The sequence below is a fragment of the Nocardia brevicatena NBRC 12119 genome (assembly GCF_000308495.1).
GTDB classification, from domain to species: Bacteria; Actinomycetota; Actinomycetes; order Mycobacteriales; family Mycobacteriaceae; genus Nocardia; species Nocardia brevicatena.
The window spans coordinates 144,340-170,734 of the sequence record NZ_BAFU01000091.1 but is presented as its reverse complement, the minus strand read 5'-3'; the positions used below and the strand labels follow the sequence as shown (position 1 = coordinate 170,734).

At 65.5% G+C, this 26,395-nt stretch carries 24 protein-coding genes; 15 read left to right on the top strand and 9 right to left on the bottom strand.

All coding sequences use genetic code 11. From position 1 onward, the window contains the following. Window positions 1–26 precede the first annotated feature (26 nt). The 3 genes from ON20_RS25375 to ON20_RS25365 form a co-directional block, all read right to left on the bottom strand. Window positions 27–1,604 carry a glycoside hydrolase family 183 protein gene (locus ON20_RS25375; RefSeq protein ID WP_051163308.1) on the bottom strand — a complete coding sequence of 526 codons (1,578 nt, stop codon included), beginning with the start codon at window positions 1,602–1,604 and terminating at the stop codon, window positions 27–29. A 303-nt stretch (window positions 1,605–1,907) separates the two neighbouring features. Continuing rightward, window positions 1,908–3,251: an MFS transporter gene (locus ON20_RS25370; protein WP_051163305.1), complete on the bottom strand. Its 1,344-nt coding sequence runs from the start codon at window positions 3,249–3,251 to the stop codon at window positions 1,908–1,910. Between the two features lie 105 nt (window positions 3,252–3,356). Further along, window positions 3,357–3,824: an NUDIX hydrolase gene (locus ON20_RS25365; RefSeq protein ID WP_040839283.1), complete on the bottom strand. Its 468-nt coding sequence runs from the start codon at window positions 3,822–3,824 to the stop codon at window positions 3,357–3,359. A 205-nt stretch (window positions 3,825–4,029) separates the two neighbouring features. Between ON20_RS25365 and ON20_RS25360 the strand changes: the two genes are divergently transcribed. The 3 genes from ON20_RS25360 to ON20_RS25350 all read left to right on the top strand — a co-directional run bounded on the left by ON20_RS25360 (window position 4,030) and on the right by ON20_RS25350 (window position 7,456). After that, on the top strand, window positions 4,030–4,818 hold the full coding sequence (locus tag ON20_RS25360; RefSeq protein ID WP_040839281.1) for a pirin family protein: 789 nt from the start codon (window positions 4,030–4,032) through the stop codon (window positions 4,816–4,818). Window positions 4,819–4,942: 124 nt separating this feature from the next. After that, window positions 4,943–5,299, top strand: coding sequence for a DUF4190 domain-containing protein (locus tag ON20_RS25355; RefSeq protein WP_040839279.1), 357 nt, complete (start codon window positions 4,943–4,945; stop codon window positions 5,297–5,299). 147 nt (window positions 5,300–5,446) lie between these two features. Then, window positions 5,447–7,456, top strand: coding sequence for a M13 family metallopeptidase (locus ON20_RS25350; RefSeq protein WP_438803439.1), 2,010 nt, complete (start codon window positions 5,447–5,449; stop codon window positions 7,454–7,456). A gap of 67 nt (window positions 7,457–7,523) precedes the next feature. Here ON20_RS25350 and ON20_RS25345 read toward each other — a convergent pair whose 3' ends face one another. Next, window positions 7,524–8,420, bottom strand: coding sequence for a L,D-transpeptidase (locus ON20_RS25345; RefSeq protein ID WP_051163282.1), 897 nt, complete (start codon window positions 8,418–8,420; stop codon window positions 7,524–7,526). A gap of 729 nt (window positions 8,421–9,149) precedes the next feature. Between ON20_RS25345 and lppU the strand changes: the two genes are divergently transcribed. Then, a complete protein-coding gene (gene lppU, locus ON20_RS25340) occupies window positions 9,150–9,737 on the top strand; it encodes an LppU family putative lipoprotein (protein WP_040839278.1) in 588 nt (195 codons plus the stop codon). Window positions 9,738–9,892: 155 nt separating this feature from the next. Here the strand turns inward: lppU and ON20_RS25335 are convergent, their stop codons facing one another. Further along, entirely contained in the window at window positions 9,893–10,564 is a 672-nt protein-coding gene (locus ON20_RS25335; RefSeq protein ID WP_083865214.1) for a S1 family peptidase, read from the bottom strand. Between the two features lie 562 nt (window positions 10,565–11,126). On the opposite strand from ON20_RS25335, the gene ON20_RS25330 reads away from it, so the two are divergent. The 10 genes from ON20_RS25330 (at window position 11,127) to ON20_RS25285 (ending at window position 21,524) form a co-directional block, all read left to right on the top strand. Next, entirely contained in the window at window positions 11,127–11,933 is an 807-nt protein-coding gene (locus ON20_RS25330) for an MlaE family ABC transporter permease (protein ID WP_245547477.1), read from the top strand. Window positions 11,934–11,936: 3 nt separating this feature from the next. Further along, window positions 11,937–12,800, top strand: a complete 864-nt coding sequence (locus ON20_RS25325; protein ID WP_040839274.1) for an ABC transporter permease — start codon at window positions 11,937–11,939, stop codon at window positions 12,798–12,800. A 3-nt stretch (window positions 12,801–12,803) separates the two neighbouring features. Continuing rightward, window positions 12,804–14,309: an MlaD family protein gene (locus tag ON20_RS25320; protein ID WP_040839273.1), complete on the top strand. Its 1,506-nt coding sequence runs from the start codon at window positions 12,804–12,806 to the stop codon at window positions 14,307–14,309. Continuing rightward, window positions 14,306–15,334, top strand: a complete 1,029-nt coding sequence (locus tag ON20_RS25315) for an MCE family protein (protein WP_040839271.1) — start codon at window positions 14,306–14,308, stop codon at window positions 15,332–15,334. Before ON20_RS25320 ends, ON20_RS25315 begins: the two co-directional genes overlap by 4 nt. Further along, on the top strand, window positions 15,334–16,329 hold the full coding sequence (locus ON20_RS25310; protein WP_040839377.1) for an MCE family protein: 996 nt from the start codon (window positions 15,334–15,336) through the stop codon (window positions 16,327–16,329). The genes ON20_RS25315 and ON20_RS25310 overlap by 1 nt, the downstream gene beginning before the upstream one ends. After that, window positions 16,326–17,405, top strand: a complete 1,080-nt coding sequence (locus tag ON20_RS25305; protein ID WP_040839269.1) for an MCE family protein — start codon at window positions 16,326–16,328, stop codon at window positions 17,403–17,405. The genes ON20_RS25310 and ON20_RS25305 overlap by 4 nt, the downstream gene beginning before the upstream one ends. Further along, window positions 17,402–18,505, top strand: a complete 1,104-nt coding sequence (locus ON20_RS25300; protein ID WP_040839266.1) for an MCE family protein — start codon at window positions 17,402–17,404, stop codon at window positions 18,503–18,505. Before ON20_RS25305 ends, ON20_RS25300 begins: the two co-directional genes overlap by 4 nt. After that, window positions 18,505–19,665 (top strand): MlaD family protein, encoded by a 1,161-nt coding sequence (locus tag ON20_RS25295; RefSeq protein WP_040839375.1) that lies wholly within the window; start codon window positions 18,505–18,507, stop codon window positions 19,663–19,665. Before ON20_RS25300 ends, ON20_RS25295 begins: the two co-directional genes overlap by 1 nt. A 140-nt stretch (window positions 19,666–19,805) precedes the next feature. Then, window positions 19,806–20,831: a prolipoprotein diacylglyceryl transferase gene (locus tag ON20_RS25290; RefSeq protein WP_040839265.1), complete on the top strand. Its 1,026-nt coding sequence runs from the start codon at window positions 19,806–19,808 to the stop codon at window positions 20,829–20,831. Between the two features lie 39 nt (window positions 20,832–20,870). Continuing rightward, window positions 20,871–21,524, top strand: coding sequence for a hypothetical protein (locus ON20_RS25285; RefSeq protein WP_245547476.1), 654 nt, complete (start codon window positions 20,871–20,873; stop codon window positions 21,522–21,524). 74 nt (window positions 21,525–21,598) lie between these two features. Here ON20_RS25285 and ON20_RS25280 read toward each other — a convergent pair whose 3' ends face one another. After that, the gene (locus tag ON20_RS25280) at window positions 21,599–22,822 is read right to left on the bottom strand and encodes a helix-turn-helix domain-containing protein (protein ID WP_040839263.1); all 1,224 of its coding nucleotides are present in this window, start codon (window positions 22,820–22,822) and stop codon (window positions 21,599–21,601) included. Between the two features lie 538 nt (window positions 22,823–23,360). Between ON20_RS25280 and ON20_RS25275 the strand changes: the two genes are divergently transcribed. After that, window positions 23,361–23,699 (top strand): S1 domain-containing protein, encoded by a 339-nt coding sequence (locus ON20_RS25275; protein WP_040839260.1) that lies wholly within the window; start codon window positions 23,361–23,363, stop codon window positions 23,697–23,699. Window positions 23,700–23,910: 211 nt separating this feature from the next. Here the strand turns inward: ON20_RS25275 and ON20_RS25270 are convergent, their stop codons facing one another. The 3 genes from ON20_RS25270 to lhgD all read right to left on the bottom strand — a co-directional run bounded on the left by ON20_RS25270 (window position 23,911) and on the right by lhgD (window position 26,353). Beyond that, entirely contained in the window at window positions 23,911–24,555 is a 645-nt protein-coding gene (locus ON20_RS25270; RefSeq protein WP_040839259.1) for a ribonuclease H family protein, read from the bottom strand. A 10-nt stretch (window positions 24,556–24,565) separates the two neighbouring features. Beyond that, window positions 24,566–25,036: an SRPBCC family protein gene (locus tag ON20_RS25265; protein WP_040839257.1), complete on the bottom strand. Its 471-nt coding sequence runs from the start codon at window positions 25,034–25,036 to the stop codon at window positions 24,566–24,568. 123 nt (window positions 25,037–25,159) lie between these two features. Further along, a complete protein-coding gene (lhgD, locus tag ON20_RS25260; RefSeq protein WP_245547475.1) occupies window positions 25,160–26,353 on the bottom strand; it encodes an L-2-hydroxyglutarate dehydrogenase in 1,194 nt (397 codons plus the stop codon). Window positions 26,354–26,395 lie beyond the last annotated feature (42 nt).

Genomic DNA, 26,395 nt, shown 5'->3' with positions numbered 1-26,395 from the left:
GAGGACGGTGCCCTGGGACGGCATACTCACCGGACGGACCTCAGCTGCGCGTGCATGAGATACACGTTGTAGGAGTCCCACGCGGACAGCGTGAAGTAAAGGTCTTGTGCGGTGGACCAAGGGTGGATGAATCCGCCGTATGCTTTCGGATAGTCGCTGGTGGAGACCACAGGTACGGCTTCGGACCAGGTGCCCTGCGGTTCCGCGGCGGTGCGTAGGACGATCGCGCCGCGCGCGGAATCCAGATACACCATTCGCCACTGCCCCGATTCGGAATCGAATTGCACCGACAACTCACTTGCGATCCCGGGCACCAGCGGTGTCGCGAGGTTTTCCGCCGCGGGCGCCCATTCTCCGGCCACCCAATACTGGTACGCCGACTTGTTCAGCACCTCGTCCGTGGGTACCCGGGCCAAGCCGATCACCCCGATGCGTCCGTTGGGCGTACCGAACATGTAGACGTACCCGCCGTGGGGCACCATGGCCGCCACCTGGAAGCGTCCCAACCCGAAAAAATTTTCCCAACGGGCATGCGGGTCCTTGACCCACGTGCTGCCGTTGTCGTCGGAGTAGGCGATACCGCCGTGGTTGGTCCACCACAGGCCGGGGATACGGCTCCAGCGGTTGACCGACATATAGCTCAGATACTGCCGGTCGCCGAGAGCGAAACCGGAGGTCGGAATGGTGGTGGTCTCCCAGTTCTTGATCTTGCGGCTGTCCAGCAACTCGGCGGCGTGACAGCGGCTGTCCTGCACCATGGTGTCCAGCCGCATCCCGTCGGATAGCTCGCGGTCGGTGCTGTAGCCGAGCACGTTGGAACGCCAGTCCTCGTCCTCGCCGCCCGCGCCTCCGGGACCCCACCCCTTGCCGAAGGTGTCACCGAAGACCACCGCGACCTCCCCCGGCCGCGTTTCCCATATGAGGCCCAGATCGGTTCCGTCGACCTGCCAGCGCATATCGGTCCGGTTCTGCGAACCGCGTCCGGTCAGTTGTTCGACAAGCCGCACCGATTCCACGCGTGATGCGACCACAGGCGGTGCGAGCGGGCCCGGCTCGGCCGGGTGTACCACCTGCGGCGGTGCGGGTCGCGGTTCCTCACCCGGGCCACCCGGCACCGGGATGGGAATGGGTTCGATCTCCGGTTTGAACGCCACCCGGGGCAGTTCGATCGGCTCTCCGGAGCCGCTGCCGGAGCCGGAGCCCGTACCGCTGCCGGACGCCGAACCGGTGTGGGAGTGGGATTCGGTTTTCGCGGATGGTTCGCCACCCGGTTCCGCAGCTTTCGGTTTCTCGCTGTCACGGATGTCCGGACAGGGATTCCGGCAGGGGTCGTTCGGCAGCGGCTCCGGCACGATTCGGGTGTTGTCCTGAGGCGGGTCCGGAACCGGGACCGGTGTGGGTATCGGTATCGGTACCGGAATATCGATCTGCGGCGGCAGCTGCGGGATCGGCGGCAGGGGCGGCGCCGACGGGTCCGGTCCCCGCGCGAGGGGGTCGAAACCGGTCTCTCCACAACTGTTCACCGGAGGAGGTGCCCACGGATGCGGCGCGGCATGGGCCGGGAGGGGCACGATGAGCGGGCCCGCGAAAATCGCACCGGCCAGTGCGAGCGCCGATCGCGCGAGCGCGGGGCGACCGGGCCTCTCACCGCTCGGTCGGAAAGCGGTATAGGACGCTGCCGCAACCGTTCCGGAGACCGGCAACAGGGCACCGGACAGCGAAGATCGGGTGATTATCGGCACGCGTCGGCATCGGCGACGTGTGACTGTCCCAGTTATGATCCTCAACCCCCTGTCGATTCCGTATTCCGGGCTAGAACCTACCGGATTCGACAACGGGGAGATGGTTTTACGCGGGTTCTCTCCGCGCCCGCCCGAGGATTACGGACAGAGCCCGGCAGACAGGTATCAGAGCTCACCTCGCGAGCTCCTCCGATGCCCGAGGCCATTGCCGTGGATATGCGGGGCACGCCTGCTGTTCGCCGCGATGGCGACAATCCCGACGAGATAGCAGACCGCACCGGCCACGACCATCCCCATCGACCGTCCGTCGGCCGGAATCACCAGCGCCGTCACCGCGACGGCCAGCACGAACGCGATATTGAACACCGTGTCCTGCAGCGCGAAGACTTCGCCGCGCCGGGCATCGTCGATATCGATCTGCATGGTCGCGTCACCGGTGAGTTTGATCGTCTGTCCGGCCAGCCCGAACAGGAACGCGGCGACGAGCAGGAGTTGGTGTGCCCGCTCGGCGGCGCGCTCGGAATCGGCCAGCGCGGTGGGGGTCACCAGGCACAGTTGCACCACCGTCGCGACGACCAGCCCCGCCACCACCATGCGGGGTCGGCCCAGACGCGGTATGAGCAAGGGCGCGATCAGCGCCGCCACCAGCATGCCCGCGGCGGTCGCGGTGATGGCGACACCGAAGCCGACCAACCCGCTGCCCATCGCCGAGGCGTCCGTGGGCGCTTGCCGCAGCACCAGCACCATGATCAGAGTGTTGGCGCCGAATACGATGCGATGCGCGCCGATTCCGAGCATGGCGGTGGTCACCGCGACCGAATCCCATACCGCGGCCGCGCCGATACGCAGTCCGGACGCGATGGCGCGCACGGCATTGCCCGTGCCGGCACGCACCGAGTCCGGCCCGAGCGCGTGCGGCGCGAATCCGGCCGCCAGCAGCACGCCCGCCACGGATCCGACCGCGCTGATGGCCACCGCAACCGCCGAGGCGGTATCGCCCGCCCCGATTATCCCGATCACGGCGACGGCGAGCGCCGCTCCCGCGGCGGCGCATCCCGAGCCCGCGGTGGCCAGTACGGAATTGGCCGGTACCAGCCATTGCTGGGCCAGTACCCGGGGTAACGCCGCCGATACCCCGGCCGCGATGAACCGGCTGATACCCACTACGGCCAACGCGAGCAGCAGCAGCGGCTTCTCATCGATTCCCGCCGGCAGACCCACGCACACCACCACGATCAACGCCGCACGCAGCAGGTTCGCCAGGAGGAACACCAGCCGCCGGTCCCAGCGGTCCAGTAGGGCGCCCGCATAGGGTCCGATCAGTGAATACGGCAGCAGCAACACCGCGAAACCCGCGGCTATGGCCGGTGGGTCGGTTTCCCGTTCGGGATTGAACAGAATCGCTCCGGACAGTGCCGCCTGGAAAACACCGTCGCCGAACTGGCCGGTGAACCGCACCAGGGTGAGTCGCAGTATGCCGGGAGCGCGCAATGCCGTGCGCCAGGGCACCGGCCCGTGCCCGGCGGGGGGTAGGCGGTCCGCGGCGGGCGGTTCGGGCGAAGGCGTGGCCACGTCGCGAGGCTACCCGGCCGCCGGTGATACGTCGCCGCGGAGTCAACGCATTCTATCGGCGACCAGGGAACTGACGGCTTTCCGCATATCCGGTGCCATCGGCAGCTGTGCCAGGGCCTCGGCGTCGATCCAGGCGAAGTCGTCGTGCTCGCCGGGCGCGAGGGCGATATCGCCCGGTTCGGCGTCCACCAGGAAGCTGAATTTACGGACCTTGGCCTTGGTGCGGGTGGCGTAGTCGAAGCCGCCGAGGAAATCGATGATACCGCGTAATCGCAGCCCGGTTTCCTCGAAGAGTTCCCGGGCCACGCACTCGGCGAAGCTTTCCCCGGATTCCACGCCGCCTCCGGGCAGCTCGTACATGCCACCGTGATAGTCGTCGGGTACCCGGCGTACCACCAGGAGTTTCCCGGCCTGGATAACCGCGACCCCGATCACGAAGTGGGTGATCCCGTCCCGTCGCGCCTCGGAGCGAAGCCGCTGCTCCACAAGCGCGAGTACCTCGGGGCGCATACGATCACCTCCCTGCTTTCCTCGGCGCACATTCTCGTACCATGGTGCAGGTATTCGCCCATTACGGCCTGTGATGCTCACCTACCGTTCACCCCCGGGTCACTCGCGTAAAATGCCGAGGGCAGACAATTTACTAGGGATGTGGAGTATCGGCGCCGGGTACTCCCACACGGGAAAAGTAATCGTGCCCGAGAGGAGGTCCGCGATGTCCACGCTCGCCACACCGCATATCGACGTCCATCGCGCCGGCGATCGTCTGAAAACGCGCGTCTCCTGGCTCGATTCGAAGCATTCGTTTTCGTTCGGACAGCACTACGATCCGGAAAACACTCACCACGGATTGTTGCTGGTGAATAACGACGATATCGTTCTCCCGGGGCAAGGTTTCGAAACTCACCCACACCGTGATATGGAGATCGTCACCTGGGTTCTCGAGGGCAGCCTGGTACACCAGGATTCGCTCGGTCACAGCGGGGTCATCTACCCCGGCCTGGCGCAGCGGATGAGCGCGGGCACCGGAATTCTGCACTCGGAGAAGAACGACTCCTGGCGACTCGACGGCAATCGGCCCGAGCACGACGAACCGGTCCATTTCGTGCAGATGTGGGTGCTACCCGACGAATCGGGTGTCGAACCCGGATATCAACAGCTCGAAATCGATGATCAATTGGCCGGCGGTGGCCTGGTGACCGTGGCTTCCGGCCTGCCCCGCTACCGTGATCGCACGGCGATCGCCATTCACAGCAGCCATTCGGCCCTGCATGTCGCCCGCCTGTCCTCCGCCGAGGACGGTACGGTCTCCTCGATCGAACTGCCCGACGCGCCGTATATCCACGTATTCGTGGCCCGGGGCGAGGTGGAGATGGAAGATGTCGGCCCGCTCTACGAAGGTGATGCGGTACGACTGACCTATTCCGGCGGTCAGCGCGTCACTGCGCGGGTACCGTCGGAGGTGCTGATCTGGGAGATGCACGCGCGTCTGGCGGCCCCGTAACGGGCGGAGAGGAAGTTCGATGTCCGGATATCCGCCGGTCGACAACTATCCGACGCCACCGCCCCCAGAAACGTTCGGCACCCCTGGTAGGCCTGCCTGGCAGGAGCCCCGCAGGGGCAAGGGTATGGCGGTCACCGCCCTGGTGCTCGGCATCATCGCGCTGTTCGGCTTCTGGACCGTGATCGGCGGTATCCTGTTCGGCCTCGCCGCCGTCGTCTTCGGTCTGATCGCTTTCCTCCGGGTGCGCCGGGGTAGCGCGTCCGGCGGTGTCATGGCGATGATCGGACTGGTTCTTGGGCTGCTGTCGCTGGTCGGTGCCGTCGTCGCGCTTGTGCTCACGGTGAATGTCTACAACAACACGGGCGGGCGGGAGTTCTTCGAGTGCCTCAACCGCGCGGGTAGCGATCAGAGCGCGGCCCAGAAGTGTCAGGACGACTGGTACCAGCGCATCGAGGACCGTTACAGTGTTTCTCTGAACTGAGCGGAGCATCCGCTCGAATCGTCACAGTGACGATGCCTCCCTGGAGGTGGTGTCGGGTTTTCGGAGCGGGATCTTCTCCGCGGTTCGCCGGGCCGAATATCCCGGCCGACCGAGAGCGCGGGCGCCCGCGTTGCGCGTACCGGCATACTGGTGGACGTGACTTCCGAACTGACGAGACCCTCCGGTATTGATCTGTCCCATACCGACCCGGCCATCCGGGCTCAGGACGATCTGTTCGCGCATGTCAACGGTGCCTGGCTGGATACCCACGAGATCCCGGCCGACCGCGCCCTCGACGGCGCCTTCCGGAAGCTCTACGACCAGGCGGAGCTGGATGTTCAGGCGATCATCCGCAATGCGGCGGGCGAACCGGGCAGCGATGCGCGCAAGATCGCGGACCTGTACGCGTCCTTCATGGACACCGACACGGTCGAATCGGCCGGTCTGGCTCCGGTGCTGTCCGAGCTCGCCGAGGTCGCGCGGGTCGACCGCGGCGGGTTCGCCGGGTTGCTCGGCCGCCTGCAGCGGACCGGGGTGGGCGGTGCTGTGGCGATCTACGTCGATACCGATGACAAGAATTCCCAGCGCTATCTGATCAACGCGACCCAATCCGGGCTCGGTCTGCCCGACGAGTCCTACTACCGGGACGACGAGTATGCCGAGGTGCGCGCCGAGTACATCGCCCATATCGACCGTATGTTCGCCCTGGCCGCCGCCGATTCCCGGACCGCCGGCCTGCTGCCCACCGAGCCGGTCGGGCAGCGGGTGTTCGACCTGGAACGTAAGCTCGCCGCCGGCCACTGGGACGTGGTGCGGCGACGCGATGCCGAACTCGGCTACAACCTCACCACTTTCGCCGAACTCGCCGCCGCCCATCCCCAGTTCGACTGGCCGGCATGGGTCGGCGGTCTGGCCGAGGGCGTCACCGCCGAGGGGCCGGAGCTGTTCGCCGAACTGGTGGTCCGACAGCCCGACTATCTCGAGGTTTTCGCTCGAACCTGGGCGGACGGATCCCTGGAGGACTGGCGGACCTGGCTGCTGTGGCGGGTGCTGCGGGCACGTGCGTCCCTGCTCACCGAAGCGTTGGTGGAGGAGAGCTTCAGCTTCTACGGCCGCACCCTGACCGGCGCCCAGGAGAATCGGGAACGCTGGAAGCGCGGTGTCTCGCTGGTCCAGGATCTGCTCGGTGAGGCGGTCGGCAAACTGTATGTGGCCGAGCATTTTCCGCCGGAAGCCAAGGCGCGGATGGTGGAACTGGTGGAGAATCTGAGCGAGGCGTACCGGCGCAATATCGCCCGGCTGGACTGGATGGGCCCGGATACCCGGCAGGCCGCCCTGGCGAAACTGGAGAGGTTCACCCCGAAGATCGGCTACCCCGACCGCTGGCGCGACTACTCCGCAGTGCGGATCGATCCCACCGATCTGGTGGGCAACTACCGTCGCGGGTATGCCGCCGAACACGACCGGGACCTGAACAAGCTCGGTGGCCCCGTCGACCGGGACGAATGGTTCATGACCCCGCAGACGGTGAACGCCTACTACAACCCGGGCATGAACGAGATCGTTTTCCCGGCGGCGATCCTGCAGCCGCCGTTCTTCGACATGAACGCCGACGATGCCGTCAACTACGGCGGGATCGGTGCGGTGATCGGCCACGAGATCGGGCACGGTTTCGACGATCAGGGCGCCAAATACGACGGCGACGGCAATATGGTCGACTGGTGGACCGATGACGACCGGGCCGAGTTCGGTAAACGCACTCGGGCACTGATCGCCCAGTACGATCGGCTCTCTCCCAAGGATCTGTCCGATGACCACACCGTCAACGGTGAGTTCACCATCGGTGAGAACATCGGCGACCTGGGCGGGCTGTCCATCGCGTTGGAGGCGTATCGGATCTCCCGCAACGGTGCCGAACCACCGGTGATCGACGGGTTGACCGGGCTGCAGCGGGTCTTCTTCGGCTGGGCTCAGGTCTGGCGGACCAAGGTGCGGCCCGAGGAGGCCGTGCGGCGGCTGGCGGTGGATCCGCACTCGCCGCCGGAGTTCCGCTGCAATGCGGTGGTCCGCAATATCGACGCCTTCCACGAGGCGTTCGAGGTGACCCCCAACGACGCGCTCTACCTGCCGCCCGAGGAACGCGTCAAGATCTGGTAACCGGAGAAATGAACGGCGGTGCGTCCCGGAGTGGGACGCACCGCCGTTGTCACGAGATCACGGCCGGTCAGGCGTTCCAGTCGCCGAGACCGTCCTGGTAATTGAGAGTGCCGCCCTCGGTGTTCTGGACGACCACCGCGTCACCCTTCTTGAAGTTCTCGAAGAACCATTTGGCGTCGTCGGTGCTGACGTTCAGGCAGCCGTGGCTGGCATTGGACACGCCCTGTTGCGCCACCGACCAGGGGGCGGCGTGCACGAAGATACCGCTGTTCGAGATGCGGGTGGCGTATTCGACGTCGAGCTTGTATCCCTCCGGGTCATCGATCGGGACACCGTAGGTGGAGGAGTCCATCACCATTTCGCGCCGCTTCTCGCCGACGATGTAGGTGCCGTTCGGGGTTTCGTGGCCCGGTTTGCCCATGGAGGTGGGCATAGTGCGGACCACTTCACCGTTACGGGTGATGGTGATGGTCTTGGTGCTGTCGTCCGCGGTGGCGATGAGTGCCTCGCCGACATGGAAGGCGCTGCGACTGCCGCCCGCCTCCACCACCACGTCGGTTTCGGCCGGCCAGAATTCGCTGGGCCGCCAGCGCACCTGCTTGTTGCCGAACCAGTAGAAGTGCCCCGGCGCCGGGTTCGACGAGGTGATCTTGATGGCCCGTTCGGCCGTGGCCCGGTCGGACACCGGTTCCTTGAAGTTGATGATGATCGGCTGTGCCACGCCCACCGTCTCGCCCTCGGACGGGTTGACGGCGGGCGGGGCGAAGTTCGCCTGCGGTGGTGCGGGCTCGGCGATACCCGCGGAGCCGGTGGGCAGATCCGGTAGCCCGGGTATGGCATAGGCCGGAGCGGTGACCAGGGTGCCCGCCGCGGCGATCGCGGCCGTCAGCAGGAGACCCTGCCGTAGCCGCCGCGTACCCCGACGACGGGTCGGCAGCGACTCGGTGTTCTTGGCGACATACATATACGTTCTTCGTCCGTTCAACTCTCGGACGCGACATCCCAGCGGCCCGGCGCCGCGTCCTATGGAGCACTCCGCGTTCACGGAGCTTGCGGGGGATCCCCGGACCGGTGCGCGCACACGGCTGCTCCAGGTGCTCATTCAGCTCGGTGAGCCCCTGACGGAGATCTGGAGTCGGTTCGCGGCACGACTCCAGGAGTGGCCCCGACCGGCGGTTGTGAATCGAGTGCCGTGGTGCACAGCTCGATTTGCTCACGCGCCTACCACTCCGCCGACCATTCCTACCCGAATCCGGTCCGGGCGGGCTACCCCCGAATCCAGGTCAATAGCCGATATGCATTGCCCGTGCTCTGGCTTGTTTCGGGTACGGGCCGGTGGCGGGTTGCGTAGAATTCGCCGGTCACCCGGCACGCGGGGCCCGCTTTTCCCCGGCCTGCCGGAAACCGTCGGCTTTGCTTGCCAAACCCATTGGTGAGATATGTCACTGTACGGTCTCCTCTCCGGCCTCGGATTTGCCGGCGGTGATCGAATGGTGAGGCGCTTCTCACTCCGATAACGGTTCGGGACCACTTCCGCACATCGCACGGGTCGACGGCCGAGCGGCGCATGGTGTATGCATTGCGTGGTATTTCGAGTAGTGCTGTGGTTGAACTTCTGATTCGGGTAGGGGCTGGGGTTCGGCGTTGCGGATCGGGAGGACTGTGCGTGTCCGGTTGGACTTCATCTCATCCCATGGCGGTGTGTGCCGGGATCACGGCGGCGGCCGTGTTCGTGCTCACGGGCTGTAGTTCCAAGATCGAAGGGAAGGCGCAGCCCGCGCTCGAGGACGGAACCGTCAGTGCCATCGACTCGACCGGCGCGCCGAGGTCCTCGTCGCAGCCCACCATCCCCAAGTCGACCGACAGCGGTGGGGCGACCGATTTCGAGGCCGAGATCGGGGACTGTGTCACCCTGGGCGGCACCACCACCAATGCCACCATCGAGAAGGCGTCCTGCGGCAGCCGGGCCTCGAACTACAAGGTCATCGGCAAGGCGGGGCGGAGTTCGCAGTGTGTGGGCGACGCCGACAACTACTATGCCGAAAGCCTCAACGGTGTCGAGCAGGGCGCACTGTGCCTGGATATCGACTGGGTGGTGGGCGGCTGTATGGATGTCGGCGGCGAGGACCCCAAGCGCATCGACTGCACCGAGAAGGCCGTGGAGGGGGTCAAGGTGGTCTCGATCGAACGGAACGCCGACAGTGTCAGCGCCTGCGGTACCGGCAGCGCAGGCTATGTATACGATGAGCGCCGTTTCGTGGTGTGCGTCGAGGAGTTCTGAGTTCCGCGCCGTTGGCGGAGGATTTTGCGAATATCCGGTGGTTCGAAGCCGGATTTCCGAAAGGGCTTTGTTCCGAAAAGAACGGTGAGTGGGCGTATCGCCGCCCACTCACCGTTGCGCCCTTCGATTCCGCGAGGTCGGTACGACCGGCCGGGTCAGATGGGCCGGTAGCCCGCGCCGATGTCGCCGCGACTGTTCATATCGGCGGAGATCGCCGACATATTGGTGCCCACCTGGGGGCCGAAGCAGGCGATCGCCAGATAGGCGTTCACCATGCCTACCAGGGTGGTACCGACCACCACCGGTGCGCCGGAGTCGCCCTCCATCACGCACATCTGAGACCAGGTTTCGTAGTTGGTGTCGAAGACATCGCCCCAGACCGGGCCGCAGGTGTTGCCGGTGGTGCGGCCTTCCTTGCAGACGATCATCGGGAACTGCGGCGGTTCGCCCACCCCGGTGATGGTCACATTGCCGATCCGGTTCACCGGTGTGATCCGGTCGGGCTGGAACTGGATGACAGCGTAGTCCAACTGGTGATCGGAGTGGACGAAGGTGCCGATCTGGCCGTAGCCCCGGTTGGCCTCCGCGTATACCTGGGCACCCGGATCGCCACAGTGTCCGGCGGTCAAACCGATCAGCCGCCCGGCGGAATCGTGCCCCACTGTGGTCACCGTGCACTCGAACATATCGTCGATGATGATCCCGGAACCGCCGCCGATCACGGGGGCCGGGGCGGCCTGGGCGGCGCCGGCCCCGGTGCCCACAAGGGCCGTGCCGAGGGCCAGGGCGAAGACGGCTTTGGCCGCCTTGGCGAATGTGCTGAACATGTCCCTCCAGACGTCGGAAGCCCGCATGAGAGCCAGTGCGGAACCCCATCCTGTCAGTATCGCCACACGTGCGCGTCCTCAGCCGCGGTTACCGGTGAGTTCGCCGGATCCTGGTTACCTATGAGTTCGGCGGATGATACGTGAATCCATCGACCCATATTCCAGGAAGAATAGCCGACCGCTATAACCGTCCATGGCTTTTCGCGTATCGGTCGAGTGACGATGGCAGACCGCCCTTCCAATTTTTATGAGGAGATTCCGTAAATATCGATTCTATTACTCGTGGCGGCACCCAAAAGTTCCCCGGTCAGATGTATGTTTACCGCGGTTCTGCAGGTAAGTCATTGGGATCCATCCCGACATCAAGGCGATAACTCAATGACCACCAGACATGGTGACAAGCATCTATGACTGCAATCACGTGTCTATGGTGTGTTCCGCACTACTACGTAGTAAGGTGCCTCAAGCAAACGAGTCGTCGGGGTAGGTAACCGACGTCGAGAGGGGTTAGTCAGTGCAGTCGACCAAGAGTCCACCGACAGCTTCGCGGTTGAACGGCGCGATGGAGTGGACGAAAGACTACTGGCGCGATCACCCCAAAAAGTCACTGGAGACGCTCGGGCGTCAGATGACCATGGGCGTCGAAGCCGTTACCGAGCTCGCGGTGAGTATTTTCCGCGGACGGTTCCCGTTCGACGAGTTCATCCGGCAATGCGCATTCATGGCCAGCGTGGCGGCGGCACCGACACTGCTGGTCGCCATCCCGATCGGCGTCATCGTCTCGATTCAGGTCGGTGCGGTCGCGCAGCAGGTCGGCGCCACCTCGTTCATCGGCGCCGCGAACGGCCTCGGCATCATTCAGCAGGGCGCGCCGCTGGTCACCGTGCTGATGATCGCCGGCGCGGTCGGTTCGGCCATCTGCGCCGATCTCGGTTCCCGCACCATTCGCGAAGAGATCGACGCCATGAAAGTCATGGGCGTCGATCCGATGCGGCGGCTCGTCGCTCCTCGACTCGGCGCGGCCATGCTGGTGAGCTTTCTGCTGTGCGGATTCGTGGTCTTCGTCGGGTTTCTCACCGGCTACGTATTCAATATCTTCGCCCAAGGCGGCACCCCGGGCTCCTATATCGACACCTTCGCATCGTTTGCCGTCACGCTCGATTTGCTTGTGGCACTTATCAAATCGACGTTGTTCGGACTACTGGCCGCAATCATCGCCTGTGACACCGGGCTGAACACCCGTGGCGGCCCGGGCGGTGTCGCCAACTCGGTCAATACCGCCGTGGTCATGTCCGCGGTGATGCTGTTCGGAGTGAATGTGATCTTCACCCAGATCTACAACACCGTGTTCCCCCCGCAGGTGGTGTGATCGGTGTCCGCGACTTATACGCCTCCGCTGCTGCGACCGCTGCAGCGTCTGCGCGCCGCGGCCAATGCCCCGGTGGATATGCTTGCCCGGCTCGGACACCAGGTTTTCTTCTTCCTGCGGTCGGTCGGCTCGATGCCGCTGGCGTTCAAGCAGTACCCGAAGGAAGTCTGGCGACTGCTCTCGGACGTCACCTGGGGTAACGGCAACCTCGTCGTCGGTGGTGGAACGATCGGTGTGGTGCTCATTCTGAGCGCGTTCGGTGGTATGACCGTCGGCATCCAGGGCTACACCTCGCTCGATCTGCTCGGCCTGAGCCCGATCACCGGCGCCATCTCCGCCTTCGCTACCACTCGTGAGCTCGGTCCGCTGCTCGCCTCGCTGGCCTTCGCCGCGCAGGCGGGTTGCCGGTTCACCGCACAACTCGGTGCGATGCGTATCTCCGAGGAGATCGACGCGCTCGAATCCGTGGCCATCCGACCACTGCCCTACCTGGTCAGCACCCGCATGATCGCCGCCATGGTGACCATCCTTCCCCTGTACTGCCTCGGGCTGGCGATGGCCTACATCTCCTGCTCGGTGACGGTGCAGCTGCTCGGCGGTACCGCCAGTGGCACCTACCAGCACTACTTCTATCAGTTCCTGATCCCGACGGATGTGCTGTACTCGCTGCTCAAGGCGATCATCTTCGTGGCGATCACCACCTTCATCCAGTGCTACTACGGCTTCTTCGCCTCCGGCGGTCCGGAGGGAGTGGGTGTCGCGGCCGGTCGCGCAATCAAGATGTGCATCATCGTGGTCGTTTTCGCGGACCTGTTCATGACCTTGGCCATCTGGGGCGTCAACCCCGGCATCCGGATCTCGGGGTAGGTAATGATCATCGATCCAAGTGGGCGTGGGCCCACCATGCGTCAACTGCTTATCGCGGGCGTCTGTGGTCTGCTGGTCTTCGTCGTGGTGCTCGGGTTCCTCATGGCCAGGTACCAGGGTTATTTCGTCGAGAAGGTGCGGGTCACTGCCGACCTGACCACCACCGGTGACGGTCTGCCGCAGCAAGCCGACGTCAAGTTCCGCGGTGTGCTGGTCGGCGCGGTGAAGGATGTCTCGGTCGCCGCCAAGGGCGAGCTCCAGAAGGTGAACATCGAGCTGAAGCCGGAGTTCGCCGACGGTATTCCGAACAATGTCACCGCACGGGTGGTGCCGAGCAATCTGTTCGCGGTCACCTCGGTGGAACTGGTCTACAACGGGCCGGCCGAGGGCCATCTGGAAGAGGGCTCGGTGATCGCGGAGGACCACAGCCTGGGCACTATCGCGCTGCAGGACACCCTCACCACCGTCCAGAACATCCTCGACGAAATCGACCCGATGCAGTTCGGTCGGGTGCTGGGCACCCTGTCCTACGCCCTGGACGGCAGCGGCCGCGTGCCCGGTTCGACCATCGAGCGGCTCGACCGCTGGCTGACCGCGGTGGACGAGTCGATCCCGGACCTCGGGGTGCTGTTGGGCGATTTCTCCAACTCCGCGCATGCGCTCAACGAATCGGCGCCGGAGCTGATGGATGTGCTGGCCACTTCCGTGGAGACCGCGAAAACCATCGCGGACCGCCGTGAGGAGCTGGTCAACCTGATCAGCGGCGCCTCCGGCATGGTGGACCGGGTGAACGACCTGTTCGCGCGCAACCCGGATATCGGCAAGGAGATCACCGTGGGCACGCAGGCGACCTTCGGGTCGCTGGCCGCCGACCCGCAGGCGATCACCAATGCGATCGTCAACCTCAACGATTCGGTACGTCGACTGTCGACGACCTTCCATTGGGGTCCGCAGCGGCAGATGGTATGGAACGCCGGGGTGACCTTCACACCCTGGCAGCCCAATACCGTGGCCGACTGTCCGCGCTACGGCGAGCTGGCCGGACCGAGCTGTTTCACCGCGCCCGCGGTCGCGGATCCCGGTTACCTGCCCGAGGCGATGAAGCCGCGTCGGCTGGCCTCGGCCGAGGGGCTGCCTGTGGTGCCGCCGCTTCCGGGTCTGCCGCCGATCCCGGGGGTTACCACCGAGGCGGAGGCTCCCGCCCCGGTACCGTCGGTGATTCCCGGCCTGTCGACGAACCCGTTCGCGGGTACCCCGCTGGAGGGACTGTTCCCGCCGTTCCTGCCGCCCGCTCCCGCACCGGCTCCCGCCGCTCCGGCACCGGTTGCTCCGGCGGGCGACCAACAGCCGGGCGCTGCCGCCCCCGCGGCCAAACCGATCACCTACGAGGGCGATGAGGCACTGACCGCCCTTATGGGTCGGAAGCCTTCCTCGGTGGAGTACCTGTTGTTGAGTTCGATTCTGGAAGGCGGGACCTTGCGGGTGACCGACGAGGGTGGAACAGCATGAGCATTCGCAAACCGCTGATCGGTTTCGGCCTGTTCGCCATTGTTTCGCTGCTGGTGACCGTGCTGGTCTGGAATACGCTGGCACGGACGGTCGAAGGCGGTACGAAGACCTATTCGGCCGTCTTCACCGATGTGCTGGGCCTACGCAAGGGCGACGACGTCCGGATGGCGGGTGTGCGGGTCGGCAAGGTCACCGGGATCGAGGTGACCGACGACCACAACGCCGAGGTCACCTTTATCGTCCAGAACGAGCAGACGCTGTACGGCAACACCAAGGCTTTGGTGCGGTACCAGAACCTCATCGGTCAGCGCTATGTGGCGCTGGCACCGGGGACCGGCGGGGATGCCTCCGAACTGCCGGAGCACGGCCGGATCCCGGTGGACCGCACCGAGCCGTCCTTCGATATCTCGGCGCTGCTCAACGGTTTCCAGCCGTTGTTCCAGGTGCTCGAGCCGGCCCAGGTGAACCAGCTCTCGGAGACCTTCATCCTGGCGCTGCAGGGTGACCGGGTCTCGCTGAGCTCGTTCATCACCCAGGCCGCGACGTTGGCCACCGACTTCCAGCGCCGGGACGCCATCCTCAGCGACGTCATCACCAACCTCAGCGGCGTTATGCAGGGTTTGGCCGAACGAGGGGATGAATTGGAGACGCTGATAACCCAGACCAGAGCGCTGATCGGCGGTCTGTACGAACAGGGCCGGTCGCTGCTCCAGTCGACCGTCCAGATCGCCGACGCGTCGACGGGGCTGGTGACCATGTTCGGCAATATCCAACCGAAACTGCAGCAGGTGCAGAACTCCACCCGGGACGCACTGACGCTGTTGCTCGCCAATGGCGCCAAACTGGACCAGGCCGCGATCGACCTCCCGACCGTGCTGGCCGACGCGGGCCGGTTCACCTCCGAAGGCGCCTACGCCAACGCCTACATCTGCAGCCTGGACGTCTCGCTCTACGGGGTGCTCTTCCCGCGTGGACTCTTCTCACAGATCGGCGGTAACTCTCACTCGGCGGTGTGCCGGCCATGATGACCAAATTCAAGGAACTGTTCAATCGCAACCGCTATCTCTCACTCGGCGTCATCGGCGTGATCGTGGTCGGTGTGCTGCTCGTGGGGTCGAGTACATTCCGCAACCTCGGCATCGGCGAACAGACGGTCAAGGCGGAATTCGTGCAGGCCGCGGGCATCTCCGTGGGGGACAGGGTGAGTGTCGCGGGTGTGCCGGTCGGCCGGGTCGCCGGCGCCGAGTTGGAGGGCGACCACGTCCTGCTCACCCTGCAGGTCGGCAATGACGTGAAGCTCGGACCGGATGCCCGGGCGGCCATCAAGATGGCCACCCTGCTCGGTGCCCGCTATGTGGATCTGGAGCCGGGCGACGGTTCCGGCCTGCCGGACCACCGGATCCACAAGTCCAATACGGCGGTTCCCTACGACCTCGCCGATGTGATCCAGAAGGGCACCCCGAAGTTCGAGGAACTCGACGCCGACAAACTGGCCCAGTCGCTGAACCTGTTCAACGAGCAGCTGCAGGGTTCGCCGCAGCTGGTGGCCCGGTCGCTCGACAGCGTCGGCGCGCTGGCCAAGGTGATCGATCAGCGCAAGGCCGATGTCGACACCCTGTTCAAGGACCTCAACCGGGTCACCGCCCTGCTCGCCGACAACCGCAACAGCGTGCTGCTGGTCATCACCCAGGGCGAGGCGATCGCTGCCCGGGTGATGGAACGCCAGGACCTGCTGCGTCAGCTGCTGGACAATGTGGCCACGCTGACCCGCCAGCTGCAGGAGATCGGTATCCAGAACAACGAGCAGTTCTCCGGCACGCTGGACCAGCTGAACACGATGGCCACCGGTCTGCAGAAGAACAAGGACAACCTGGACCGACTGCTGTCGATCATGCCGCCCTCGGTGCGTTACCTGACCAATGCCTGGGGTAACGGCAACTACGCCGAGGTCGGTATCCCGTGGCTGTTCCCCGACAACTGGCTGTGCTTCGCCCAGGTTGCCGAAGGGTGCGAGGGATGAATCTGAAAAACGCCGCCAAATCCCTGCTCATCGGGGCGACCGCGCTTGCGCTCGGCAGTTGCTCGCTGGTGAACGACGCGGTCGGCAACACCATTCGGGTGACCGCCGACTTCGAGAACATCGCGGGTATGTTCGAGGGCAACCCGATCACCGTCCTCGGGCTCGAGGTCGGCAAGGTCGACAAGATCGTGCCGCGCGGTGACCTGGTCGAGGTGCACATGTCGCTGGACGGTGATGTGCAGATCCCCAAGGACGCGATGGCCGTGCTCATCTCGCCGTCGATCGTCACCGACCGGCATATCGAGATGACTCCCGTCTACACCGAGGGCGGGACCCTCTCCGACGGCGACCATCTGCCGTTGGAACGCACCGACACCCCGGTCGAGCTGGACACCCTGCTCGAGACGATCGACAAGTTCTCCGAGGCGCTCAAACCCAGACCCGGTCAGGAGGGGGTCGGCCCGCTGTCCGGCCGGGTGCTGTACCCGATGCTCGACGGCCAGGGGGCGCGTATCCGTGACACCCTCAACGCGCTGTCGAGCGCCGTCAAGGTCGGCGTCGACAACAAGGACGCGCTTTCGAACATCATCATCAAGCTCAACGAGCTCACCACCATGCTCGCCGAGAACGACCAATCGGTGCGCGACTTCAGCAACCAGGTCACCCAGATGACGACGCTGCTCGCCCAGCAGGCGCCGGGCCTGCAGGCCACCCTGGCCCAGCTGAAGGATTTCTTGGACAACACCAGCACGACCCTCACCCAGCACCAGGATCAGCTGGCCGACACGCTCACCCGGATGAACACGGTCATCGAACAGTTGCGGACGAACGCCCACGGGATCACCGAGGTGGTCGATGTCGCCCCGCTGTTGCTGCAGAACATCGACCGGTCGATGAACCGGGAGCTCGGCTATATCCGACTGCACGGGCTCATCGGCACCAACCTCAACGGTGAGTTGGTCAGCCTGTTCTGTGAACGCATCCAGATGCGGGCCGATGGCTGCCGCACCGGCCGGATGGAGGACTTCGGGCCCGATTTCGGACTTACCGCCGCACTCCTGGGACTGACGAAATGATGCACCGAACGATCGGACGAGCCCGCCGCACCGCCGTTGCGCTCGCGGCGGTGGGCGCGGTGTCGCTGGCCTCCGGCTGCGGCCTCACCGTGGAAGACGTGCCGCTGCCGAAACCCGGACTTCACGGTGAAACCTTCACCGTGAAGGCGGTATTCGAGAACGCGTTGAATCTGCCGGACCAGGCGAAGGTCAAGATCGGCGGTTCCGATGTCGGTGTCGTCACCCATATCGAGACCAAGAACTTCCAGGCGATCGTCGATCTGAGTATCCGCAAGGACATCGAGCTTCCGGTAGGCACCACCGCCGAACTGCGCCAGGCCACCCCGCTGGGCGATGTCTTCGTGGCGGTGTCCAAGCCGCCCACCCAACCCGGCGCGGAACTGCTGGCCGACGGCGATACGCTGCCCATCGAGCAGACCTCGGCGGGCGCGACCGTGGAGGAACTGCTGCTCTCGGTGTCGCTGCTGTTCAACGGCGGTGGTATCGCCCATCTGTCCCGGCTCGGCTCGGAACTGGATTCGATCGTCGGCGGGCGCAGCGATCAGCTGGTGCATCTGGTCAACGAGCTCACCGGAGTGGTCGGCAGTATGAATGCCAACTCCGCCCGTATCGACAGCGTGCTCGGCGAGTTCTCCGTTCTGGCCGACACCATCCAGGCGCGCCGCGACAGTCTGGGCCAGGTGGCCGATACGCTGCCGGAGATGATCGGTGCGGTGGCCGAGAACAACCGGGCCCTCGGTGATCTGTTGAGCGAGGTCGCCACCATGAGCGCCGCGCTCGGCGACTACTCCAATACCACCGGCGGTGAGCTGGCCAACCTGCTGGACAGCACCGACAAGCTCATGTCCGCCCTCGCGGCCACCGGCGACAGCTTCGGTGCCCTGCTCGACGCCCTGCGTGAGGTCAGGGATCCGGTGGGCGCGACCTTCCGCGGTTCCTCGCTCGCGGCGCAGGTCACTGTCACCACCCTCGACGTCGCTCTGCTCACCGCGCCGGGCACCAGCAAGTTCTTCGATGTGCGAGACCTACAGGACTTCGCGGGCAGCCTCATCCAGGTGCTCCAGGCCGTCTACGGTCGAGTGACGGGAGGTCAGCGGTGATCAAACGGCACAAGGTCCTGTTCTCCAATGTCGGCCTGGTGCTGGCACTGGTGATCGGCGCGACCTACCTCGCGGTGGATGTCATGCGGTTCAACCCGCTGCGCAGCACCTATACGGTCACCGTGAACCTGGACCGCTCGGGCGGTCTGCAACCCGGCAACGATGTGACGTTGCGCGGATACCGGGTGGGCGAGGTCGATTCGATCGAGCTCACCAACGGTGGCGCCGGTATCGAGGCCAAGGCCACGGTCGACTCGCGGTACCGAATTCCGGTGGACACCCAGGTCGCCGTGCAGGCGCTGTCCGGGGCCGGTGAGCAGTACATCGACTTCCGGCCGGCGGGCGAGGAGGGTCCGTTCCTCACCGACGGCTCGGCGATCGACTTCGATCCGGAGCGGGTGCACACTCCCGTGCCGATCACCGAGGTGCTCGAGGATTCCAGTGAGCTGATCACGCAGATCGACCCGAAGAAGTTCTCGGTGATCCTCAACGAACTGGATATCGCGCTCAGCGGCGGCCCCGACCAGTTGCGTTCGCTCATCGAAGGGGTCAGCCTGGCCGTGGCGGGCCTGGACTCGCTGCTGCCGCAGACCACCAACCTGATCACGAATCTGCGCACGATCGCGGCGACGACCTCGCTGGCGCAGCCGGACCTGGGCACCCTGACCCACAACTCCGGGGTGTTGTTCGAACAGTTCAACAAGGCGAACGCGGAGCTGCAGAGCGTGCTGGCGGAGTCGCCCGGCCAGTTCACCCGGCTGGGCGCGGTGCTCGATACCAATATCGACCCGATCACCGCCATCGCGCAGAACTTCGTGGCGGTCACCCGTGCCGCGCAGCTGCGCACCCCGGCGCTGCGAGCGCTGTTCCCCGCCCTGGAGGTCGGTGGTTCGGCGCTCGGGGTTCCCGCCCACGACAACGAGTTCCACACGGTGCTCGATATCTGGTTCCGGCCGTACTGCCAGTACCGGTCGACCCCGATGAAAACCCAAGTCGTCCAGGACGGCACACTGCCGAAGTGGAACTACTGCGATAACCCGGCCCCGGGTCAACAGATCCGCGGTGCGGCCAACGCGCCACGACCCGATGTGCCGAACAACGGTGCGAACATGCCCCCCGGGGTGGATCCGAACGAACGGACCCTGCCGCCGGTGCGGTAAGTCGGGTACCGGTTGTGGACCGCCGGGTATGGCGAGGCATACTCACGCACTGATGTGATGCCGCGCTCACCCGGCGAGCGTTATGACCGGACAATACGGTGCATCGGCAACGGTGTACCGGGAAGGTGTGAACGGTACCGATGTCCACTGAAGACGCCGTCTCCGATCCGAAGGAGCCAGAGGGCACGGAAGTGTCCACGGAAACCACCGAAAGCGAGAGCGATACCGTCGGCAGCGGTGCGGCCGAATCGGCGGATGCCGGCACTTCGGCCGGCGCGAAGGCCGTCGAGACCGCCGATGAGGCCGAGGCCGCCGCCGTACCGGCCGAGGGCTCGCCGAAAGTCGATGTGGAAAAGCCCCCGGCCGGGGCGGCCGAGAAGGCGGGTGACGCCACGAGGTCGGAAAGCCCGGCCGCCGGCGCGGCGTCCGATGCGAGCGGCGCCGCCGAGACCGACGACCCTGCGAAGACGGATGAAACCGTCGAGGCCGGCGATTCGGATGAAAAGGCCGGGCTCGACAGGTCTCCGACGAACGAGTCCCCCGAGGCCGACAAGGCGGCCGGCGTAGGCAAGTCGGTTGACCTGGACAAGGCTGCTGCGGACAAGGCCACCGACGCCGATACGGCCGGTAAGTCCGACGGGCAGGCGAAGGCCGCGGCGGAAAAACGTTCACCCCTGACACGCGGCCGTGTCCTCACCGTCGTGGCGGCCGTACTGCTGATCGCGGCCATGGTCGCGGTCGGTGTCCTCGCCTTCCAGGCGACAGATCGCCGGCAGGAACTGAACCGACGCGCCGCCGCGACCAAGGCGGCCTGCGACTTCGGCCACAACTTCGCCACCTACACTGGCGACCAGGTCGACGACTACCTGACCCGACTGGATCAGTCCGCGACCGGTGAGTGGAAGAAACTGGTCGCGGAGATCGGCCCGGACCTGAAGGCGCGGTTCGCGGAGCGGCAGGTCAGTTCCTCCGCCGGTGATGTGCAGTGCGGGTATGAATCCGGTTCCGACAACAAGGCGCGGGTGGTGCTGATCATCGACCAGAGCTTCACCACGGCAGAGTCGGCCACGCCCGGCGAGGTGAAAGTCGCGGCGAACGTCGATATGGAGAAGGTGGGCGACAGGTGGATGGTCGCCAACTTCGATACGCCGATGGTGCGGCAGTAGCCGGCTTCCGTCGTGAAGAAAGAGAGTGGGACCGCTGATATGGCCGAAGACGACGCCGTCGAGCCCGATACCGCCGAGACGATCGAGGCCGACGAGGTGAAAACCGCGGGCGCCGCCGGTGGGCGCGGGATGCTGCCGGTGATCGCCGCCTTCGTGGCCGGGGTGGTACTGGTCGCGCTGGTCGTCGCCGGTGCGGTGTTCTTCAGGTCGGCGCACCGAAGCGGTGGTGAACTCGCCACGCAGGATGAGGCCACCCGCGCGGCCTGCGATTTCGCCAAGGCCACCAACACCTACGACTACGCCGGCAATCTGGACGGGTTCATGCAGACCATGAAGGACAGCGCCACCGGTACCGTCGTTTCGTCACTGGAACAGAACTGGGATGTCCTGCGCCAGTTGTTGACCGAGTCCAAGGTCAAATCCTGGGTGGACGAGGTGACCTGTGGTTTCCAGTCCGGGGATGCCGAGAGCGCGAAGGTGCTGGTCAATATCAGCCTGATGAAGACCAATGCGGTCACCCCCGAGCCCAAGCAGCAGGATATCGCGGTGATCGCGGGGCTGGAGAAGTCCGGCGACCGGTGGATCGTCGACAGATGGGATCTGGCGATGCTGGCCGGTATCGGCAACGAAGCCGGACGGCCCGCGCCCGGTCAGGCTCCGGCCGAGCAGCCGGCCCCCGCACCGGGCAACTGAACGGCCAGATCAGTGTGCTGATCGACTCCATGCCCCCCGGCTTGCTTCCACCGTTGCCCGGATGGCGTTCCGAGTCAGGCCGTGACGCCGAGGCGTCCCGCGAGTGCACGCGCTTCGCGTTCGACGATCTTGTTACCGTGCGTCACCAGCTCGGCCGCGAGATTGCGCGAGAGCGGATGGCAGCGCATCGACTCTTCCGACACGGACGCCGCGGTGCGCAGTGCGCCGAGTGTGCCGAGCCAGTCCTTTTGCAACCCGTAGGCGCGGGCCAGTTCCAGCCACAGCCGTGCCCGCCGGTCGATACTCGGCACGGCGTCGGGGTCGACGACCGACGCGGCCTCGAGCGCGCCGCCCGATTTGCGCATGTCCACCATCACTGACACTGCGGTTACTTCGGCATTGGCGATGCCGAACAATGTCCACGGGTGCGCCGATCCTGCCGGCAGTGCGCGGGCCATCTCCATAGCCGAGTCCACCGACCGCAGTGCATCACCCTCACGGCCCAGCCGTGCCGCTGTGACCGCGCTGTGCAGATGGCAACTGCCCCAGAGAGCTTGCGCCTCCCGGTGCCCGTCGAGCCGCGGTTCGAGCAGAGCTACGGCATCTTGCGCCAGGCAGTATGCATCCTCCTCGCGGCCGGTGGAGCGCCAGACGTTGCCGAGTACCCAGCTCGCCGAGGCGAGTGTTATCGGGTTGTCGGCAATCTCGGCCGCCGCCATGCACCGATCGGCCGCCAACCACAGCAGCGGAGAGTCAGCGACCCAGGCAAGAACTTGCTCGGACAGGGCGTAGGCGCCCGACAGTGCCGCGGCAGCTTTCCGGCGTTCTTGGCCGTCCAGGGTGCGCAGCGCACGGCGGCCGTCGCGGATCAACTCCGGCAGCATCGCGCCGGCGTCCGTCCGCGGCGTCATGCTCGTATGCCACAGTCGCCATGCCCGTTCGACACGGGCCCGCAGCTCGGCCGGGTCGACGGCGGATGCGGCCGGGGTGAGGTCGACGGATTCGATCGCCTCGCGGATCGCGGGCACGACGGGATGACCCGCGCGCCGGGACAATCCGACCAGCAACTCATGTTCTCCGGTCAGCTCGGTGAGGTTTCGCACCCCGAGCGCCTGGCCGAGCTTCAGCAGCATCTCGAGGTCGGGCGCACCCTGGCGTCCGCGCTCGACATCGCGTAGCCATTCCTCGGAGCGGCCGACGAGGCCGGCGACGACAGCACGCGATTTGCCTGTGCGCGTGCGAATGGTCTGGATGCGCTCGCCGATGGACTTGCCGGCGAGGTCGTCGGGATAGGGCATATGCCTGTCACCTTCTTCGCGGATTCTGCCCCTTCGCGATACCCCCGGCCCGTCGACCGGGGGTAGTACCTCCCGCGAAGAGGTCACTCTCAGAATAACTCTCGCCTTGTGCGGGAGCGGGGAAGTTATGCCATCCGTGCAGGTGGGGAGATTCTCCCCACTCGTGACGGTGGGACAGCTCCACCAGTGCACCGACCGCCCAGAGCGGACTCTTCTCTCGGCCCCGGCGCCGGGTGCTACTCCAGACAACCGACAGGGGACACAACATGAGCTATACCGAGCAGCCACCGCTGCCTGTCCGAGCGTTGATGCGCTCTCGCGCAGTCGTGACCGCGCTGGGCATATGGGAACTCATCGGAGTCCGTGTAGATGCCGATGCATGCGGTGACGCAGAGCTCTTGAAACGCATCGCCGAGCGCTTGAAGGCAAGCACGTGACCGAACGTGGCCCGCGACCGCATATCTGACGCAGCTCACAGACGTGTGATCGCGGCGTAGAGCTCCGATCAATTGCAGGGGATTACGACAGGGGAAGTAACGTGACGAAACCGAAGGCGCTCGGATACCTGCGCCGCGATAAGTCCGGGGTTCATCAGCAGTGGGACGAGGCGCAGATCCGCAGCCTGGCCCACCGGTACAGGTACACCTTGTGCAAGACGATCGTCTTCAACCCGTACACCGAGGATCCGATAGGCGAGCTGGTGCACGCGGTCGAGCGTGTCGAGGCCGAGGCATTGTTCGTCCCCGGCCTCGAACACTTCGACGGCATCGTGCCCCGGACCCTGGTATCGATCGCCGATGTCATCACCGTGTCACCGCGGCGCGCCTACGCTCGATGGTCGACCGGACAGCTACCCGCCGAGGTCGACGGCGCTTAAGCGGTTGCCTGCCGTGGGCGCACTTTGGACATGATCAGGCGAGATTCAGGCTGATCCAGCGTGGTGTCAATTGTGCTATACCAGCAGGTAAAGCGGAATATTTGAGGCCCTGGCGCCTCCGGCGGTGGGTCGAGCCACCACCACCGGAGGCCTATTCAGGCGGTTCGTTATCCGGGTGTCCCGCGACGAGGGAGCAGTGGGCCGATGTTGTTCAGAACAACGTCAGCGCTTGCTCCGTCGTCGCGGGTGTCGCGGCCCGGACGGCCGCCTTCTCCGCAGCCTTCCCTGATGCTGCGGGGTCTCTGGGGGTGACCGCGGTATCGATGATCACCGGATGTTTCTCGGCGAGACGTGGTGTCCGAGCGGTTTCGTCTCCTGGCGTGACCGATTTTGCCGTAGCGGTTTTCGTGGTGCCTCCGCTGCTGGTCGCGGCTGCTCGGCGGGCGGCGGCGCCGGCGAGCGCATCGGCCTGTTCGTTGTAGTAGTTGCCGACATGTCCACGGACCCAACGGAACCGGACCGGACCGGGGCGGCCCGCTATGGCCCGATCGATCTGTTGGATGAGTTCGGCGTTCTTCACCGGGGAGCCGGTCGAGGTGCGCCAACCGTTGTGGCGCCAGCCGGTGATCCATTCCGAGGCGCACTTGATGGCATACAGCGAATCGCTTTCGATCAGTAGCGGTTCGGAGCCGGGATGGGCTCGAATGGCTTCGAGGAGTGCGCGCAGTTCGGCGATCTGATTGGTACCCGACGCCGCGCCACCGCTGTCGGCGCCGCCCGCGTGGTCGACCCATGCCCAGCCGATGGCGCCACCGGGGTTGCGCAGGCAGGACCCGTCGGTACTCACGATGATCATGACAGGCACCCTATGGTATTCGGCCGACAAGATCGGTTCCGTGGAATTCCTCTATCTCCCTTCGCAAATGCGATTCGCTGCGGCGCAGGGCCGCGCGTAGTGCCGCGTCGACTCCTCGGGCACCGAGACGTCCGATGATTCCGCCCGGTCGAGCATAGTTCAGTTCGGAGGTCAGGACCGATCTACCGTGGCCCAGCGGATCGAAGCGAAAGGTCAGACGGGCATCCAGTGGGAAATGGAGGGAATATCCGATCACCACGTCGGGGCGGTATTCGGCGATCTCGCAGGCGAGGGTGGGCCGCCAGAACACGAATCGGAAGCGCAGGGTGAACAGTGTGCCGCGGCCGGAAGCGGTCTCGTCGTGCAGGCTGCAGCCGACGACGCCGGCCATCCAGTGGGGGATCGCCAGCGGGTTGTCCGTGTAGGCGAAGGCGACATCGACGGGAGCGCTGACGTCGCATGCGTATTTGATATAACCCACAGACCTCCCTCCACGGCTGTGGACAAAATACTACAGAATTCCGCTTTATTGGAGGATGAGCGGGGTTGATCGATGGCCGTGCCGTTCGCTTGTGATCTGGCACCGAGACGCCCTGGTGAGGTATCAAAGCCGGTCGGCGATATGTTCGGCGATCGGCAGGGCCGAGGTGGCGGCGGGTGAGGGCGCGTTGAGGACGTGCACCGACCGCGGTGTGCGTTCGATGATGAAGTCGTGTGCCAGGGTCCCGTCGCGCAGCACGGCCTGAGCCCGGATACCCGCCGGGCGCGGCCGCAGATCGGCCAGGGTCAATTCCGGGCAGTAGCGACGACATTCGGCCAGATAGCCGCGCTTGAACAGCGAATTGCGCAATTCGCGCGCGCCGGTGCGGACGTGGGCACGCGCCACCTTGTGGAAGCCCCGATAGCCGAGCACCTCTCGGGCATCGCGGATATCTATGCTGCCCTTGTGATACCCCTCTCGGGACAGCCCGAGCACCGCGTTCGGCCCGACGGTCAGTGCACCGTCGATGGTGGGGCTCAGATGCACGCCGAGAAACGGCAGCTCCGGATCGGGGATGGGGTAGATCAGGGTGCGGACCAGCCCGGCGCGTGAATGCGGCAGTTGGTAGTACTCCCCGCGGAACGGCACGATGCGCAACGGGATGCGCAGGCCGGCCATTCGGGCGATCCGGTCGGACTGGAGTCCGGCGCAGGCGATGAGGGTGCGCGCCGTCCAGGAACCTGCCGGCCCGGAAACTGCGACCGCCTCGTCTGTTTCGGCTATGGCGGTGACCTGCGCCCCGAGTTCGATCCGGCCGCCCGCGGCGCGTACCTCGTCGGCCAGCACGGTGGTGACCCGGGAGTAGTCGACTATGCCGGTATTCGGAACGAACAGCGCCCCGACGCCTCGCACCCGAGGTTCCCGGCGAGCGAGTTCGGTGGCATCGAGCAGTTCGACCTCGACACCGTTGGCCGCCGACCGTTCGTAGAGGGCGAGCATCCGGGCGTATTCGGTGGTGTCGGTGGCCACGAGCAGCTTGCCGCATTCCTCGAAAGGAATACCGTGCGCGGCGGCGAATTCCTTCGTCGCCGCCGCGCCGCGTCGGCACAGCCGGGCCTTGAGACTGTCCGGGGGGTAGTAGATCCCGGAATGGATGACGCCACTGTTGTGCCCGGTCTGGTGGGTGCCCAGCGCATCGGCCTTCTCCAACAGCACCAGCCCGGCTCCGGGTCGCCGTCGCAGGATCTCCCGTGCTGTCGCCACCCCGACGATTCCGCCGCCGATCACACAGAAGTCGTACACATCCTGCCCGTTCACTCCGGCCGGCCACGGTGGGTCGCCGGCATATCTGTTCAGGTA

What these genes read in the sequence shown, in the direction of transcription:
- ON20_RS25305 (WP_040839269.1), top strand. Translation starts at nt 16,326, where the DNA reads ATGAATCTGAAAAACGCCGCCAAATCCCTGCTCATCGGGGCGACCGCG.
- ON20_RS25345 (WP_051163282.1), bottom strand. Translation starts at nt 8,420, where the DNA reads ATGTATGTCGCCAAGAACACCGAGTCGCTGCCGACCCGTCGTCGGGGT.
- ON20_RS25285 (WP_245547476.1), top strand. Translation starts at nt 20,871, where the DNA reads ATGGCCGAAGACGACGCCGTCGAGCCCGATACCGCCGAGACGATCGAG.
- ON20_RS25290 (WP_040839265.1), top strand. Translation starts at nt 19,806, where the DNA reads ATGTCCACTGAAGACGCCGTCTCCGATCCGAAGGAGCCAGAGGGCACG.
- ON20_RS25330 (WP_245547477.1), top strand. Translation starts at nt 11,127, where the DNA reads ATGGAGTGGACGAAAGACTACTGGCGCGATCACCCCAAAAAGTCACTG.
- ON20_RS25270 (WP_040839259.1), bottom strand. Translation starts at nt 24,555, where the DNA reads ATGATCATCGTGAGTACCGACGGGTCCTGCCTGCGCAACCCCGGTGGC.
- ON20_RS25360 (WP_040839281.1), top strand. Translation starts at nt 4,030, where the DNA reads ATGTCCACGCTCGCCACACCGCATATCGACGTCCATCGCGCCGGCGAT.
- ON20_RS25310 (WP_040839377.1), top strand. Translation starts at nt 15,334, where the DNA reads ATGACCAAATTCAAGGAACTGTTCAATCGCAACCGCTATCTCTCACTC.
- ON20_RS25335 (WP_083865214.1), bottom strand. Translation starts at nt 10,564, where the DNA reads ATGTTCAGCACATTCGCCAAGGCGGCCAAAGCCGTCTTCGCCCTGGCC.
- ON20_RS25365 (WP_040839283.1), bottom strand. Translation starts at nt 3,824, where the DNA reads ATGCGCCCCGAGGTACTCGCGCTTGTGGAGCAGCGGCTTCGCTCCGAG.
- ON20_RS25315 (WP_040839271.1), top strand. Translation starts at nt 14,306, where the DNA reads ATGAGCATTCGCAAACCGCTGATCGGTTTCGGCCTGTTCGCCATTGTT.
- ON20_RS25355 (WP_040839279.1), top strand. Translation starts at nt 4,943, where the DNA reads ATGGCGGTCACCGCCCTGGTGCTCGGCATCATCGCGCTGTTCGGCTTC.
- ON20_RS25320 (WP_040839273.1), top strand. Translation starts at nt 12,804, where the DNA reads ATGATCATCGATCCAAGTGGGCGTGGGCCCACCATGCGTCAACTGCTT.
- ON20_RS25300 (WP_040839266.1), top strand. Translation starts at nt 17,402, where the DNA reads ATGATGCACCGAACGATCGGACGAGCCCGCCGCACCGCCGTTGCGCTC.
- lppU (WP_040839278.1), top strand. Translation starts at nt 9,150, where the DNA reads ATGGCGGTGTGTGCCGGGATCACGGCGGCGGCCGTGTTCGTGCTCACG.
- ON20_RS25280 (WP_040839263.1), bottom strand. Translation starts at nt 22,822, where the DNA reads ATGCCCTATCCCGACGACCTCGCCGGCAAGTCCATCGGCGAGCGCATC.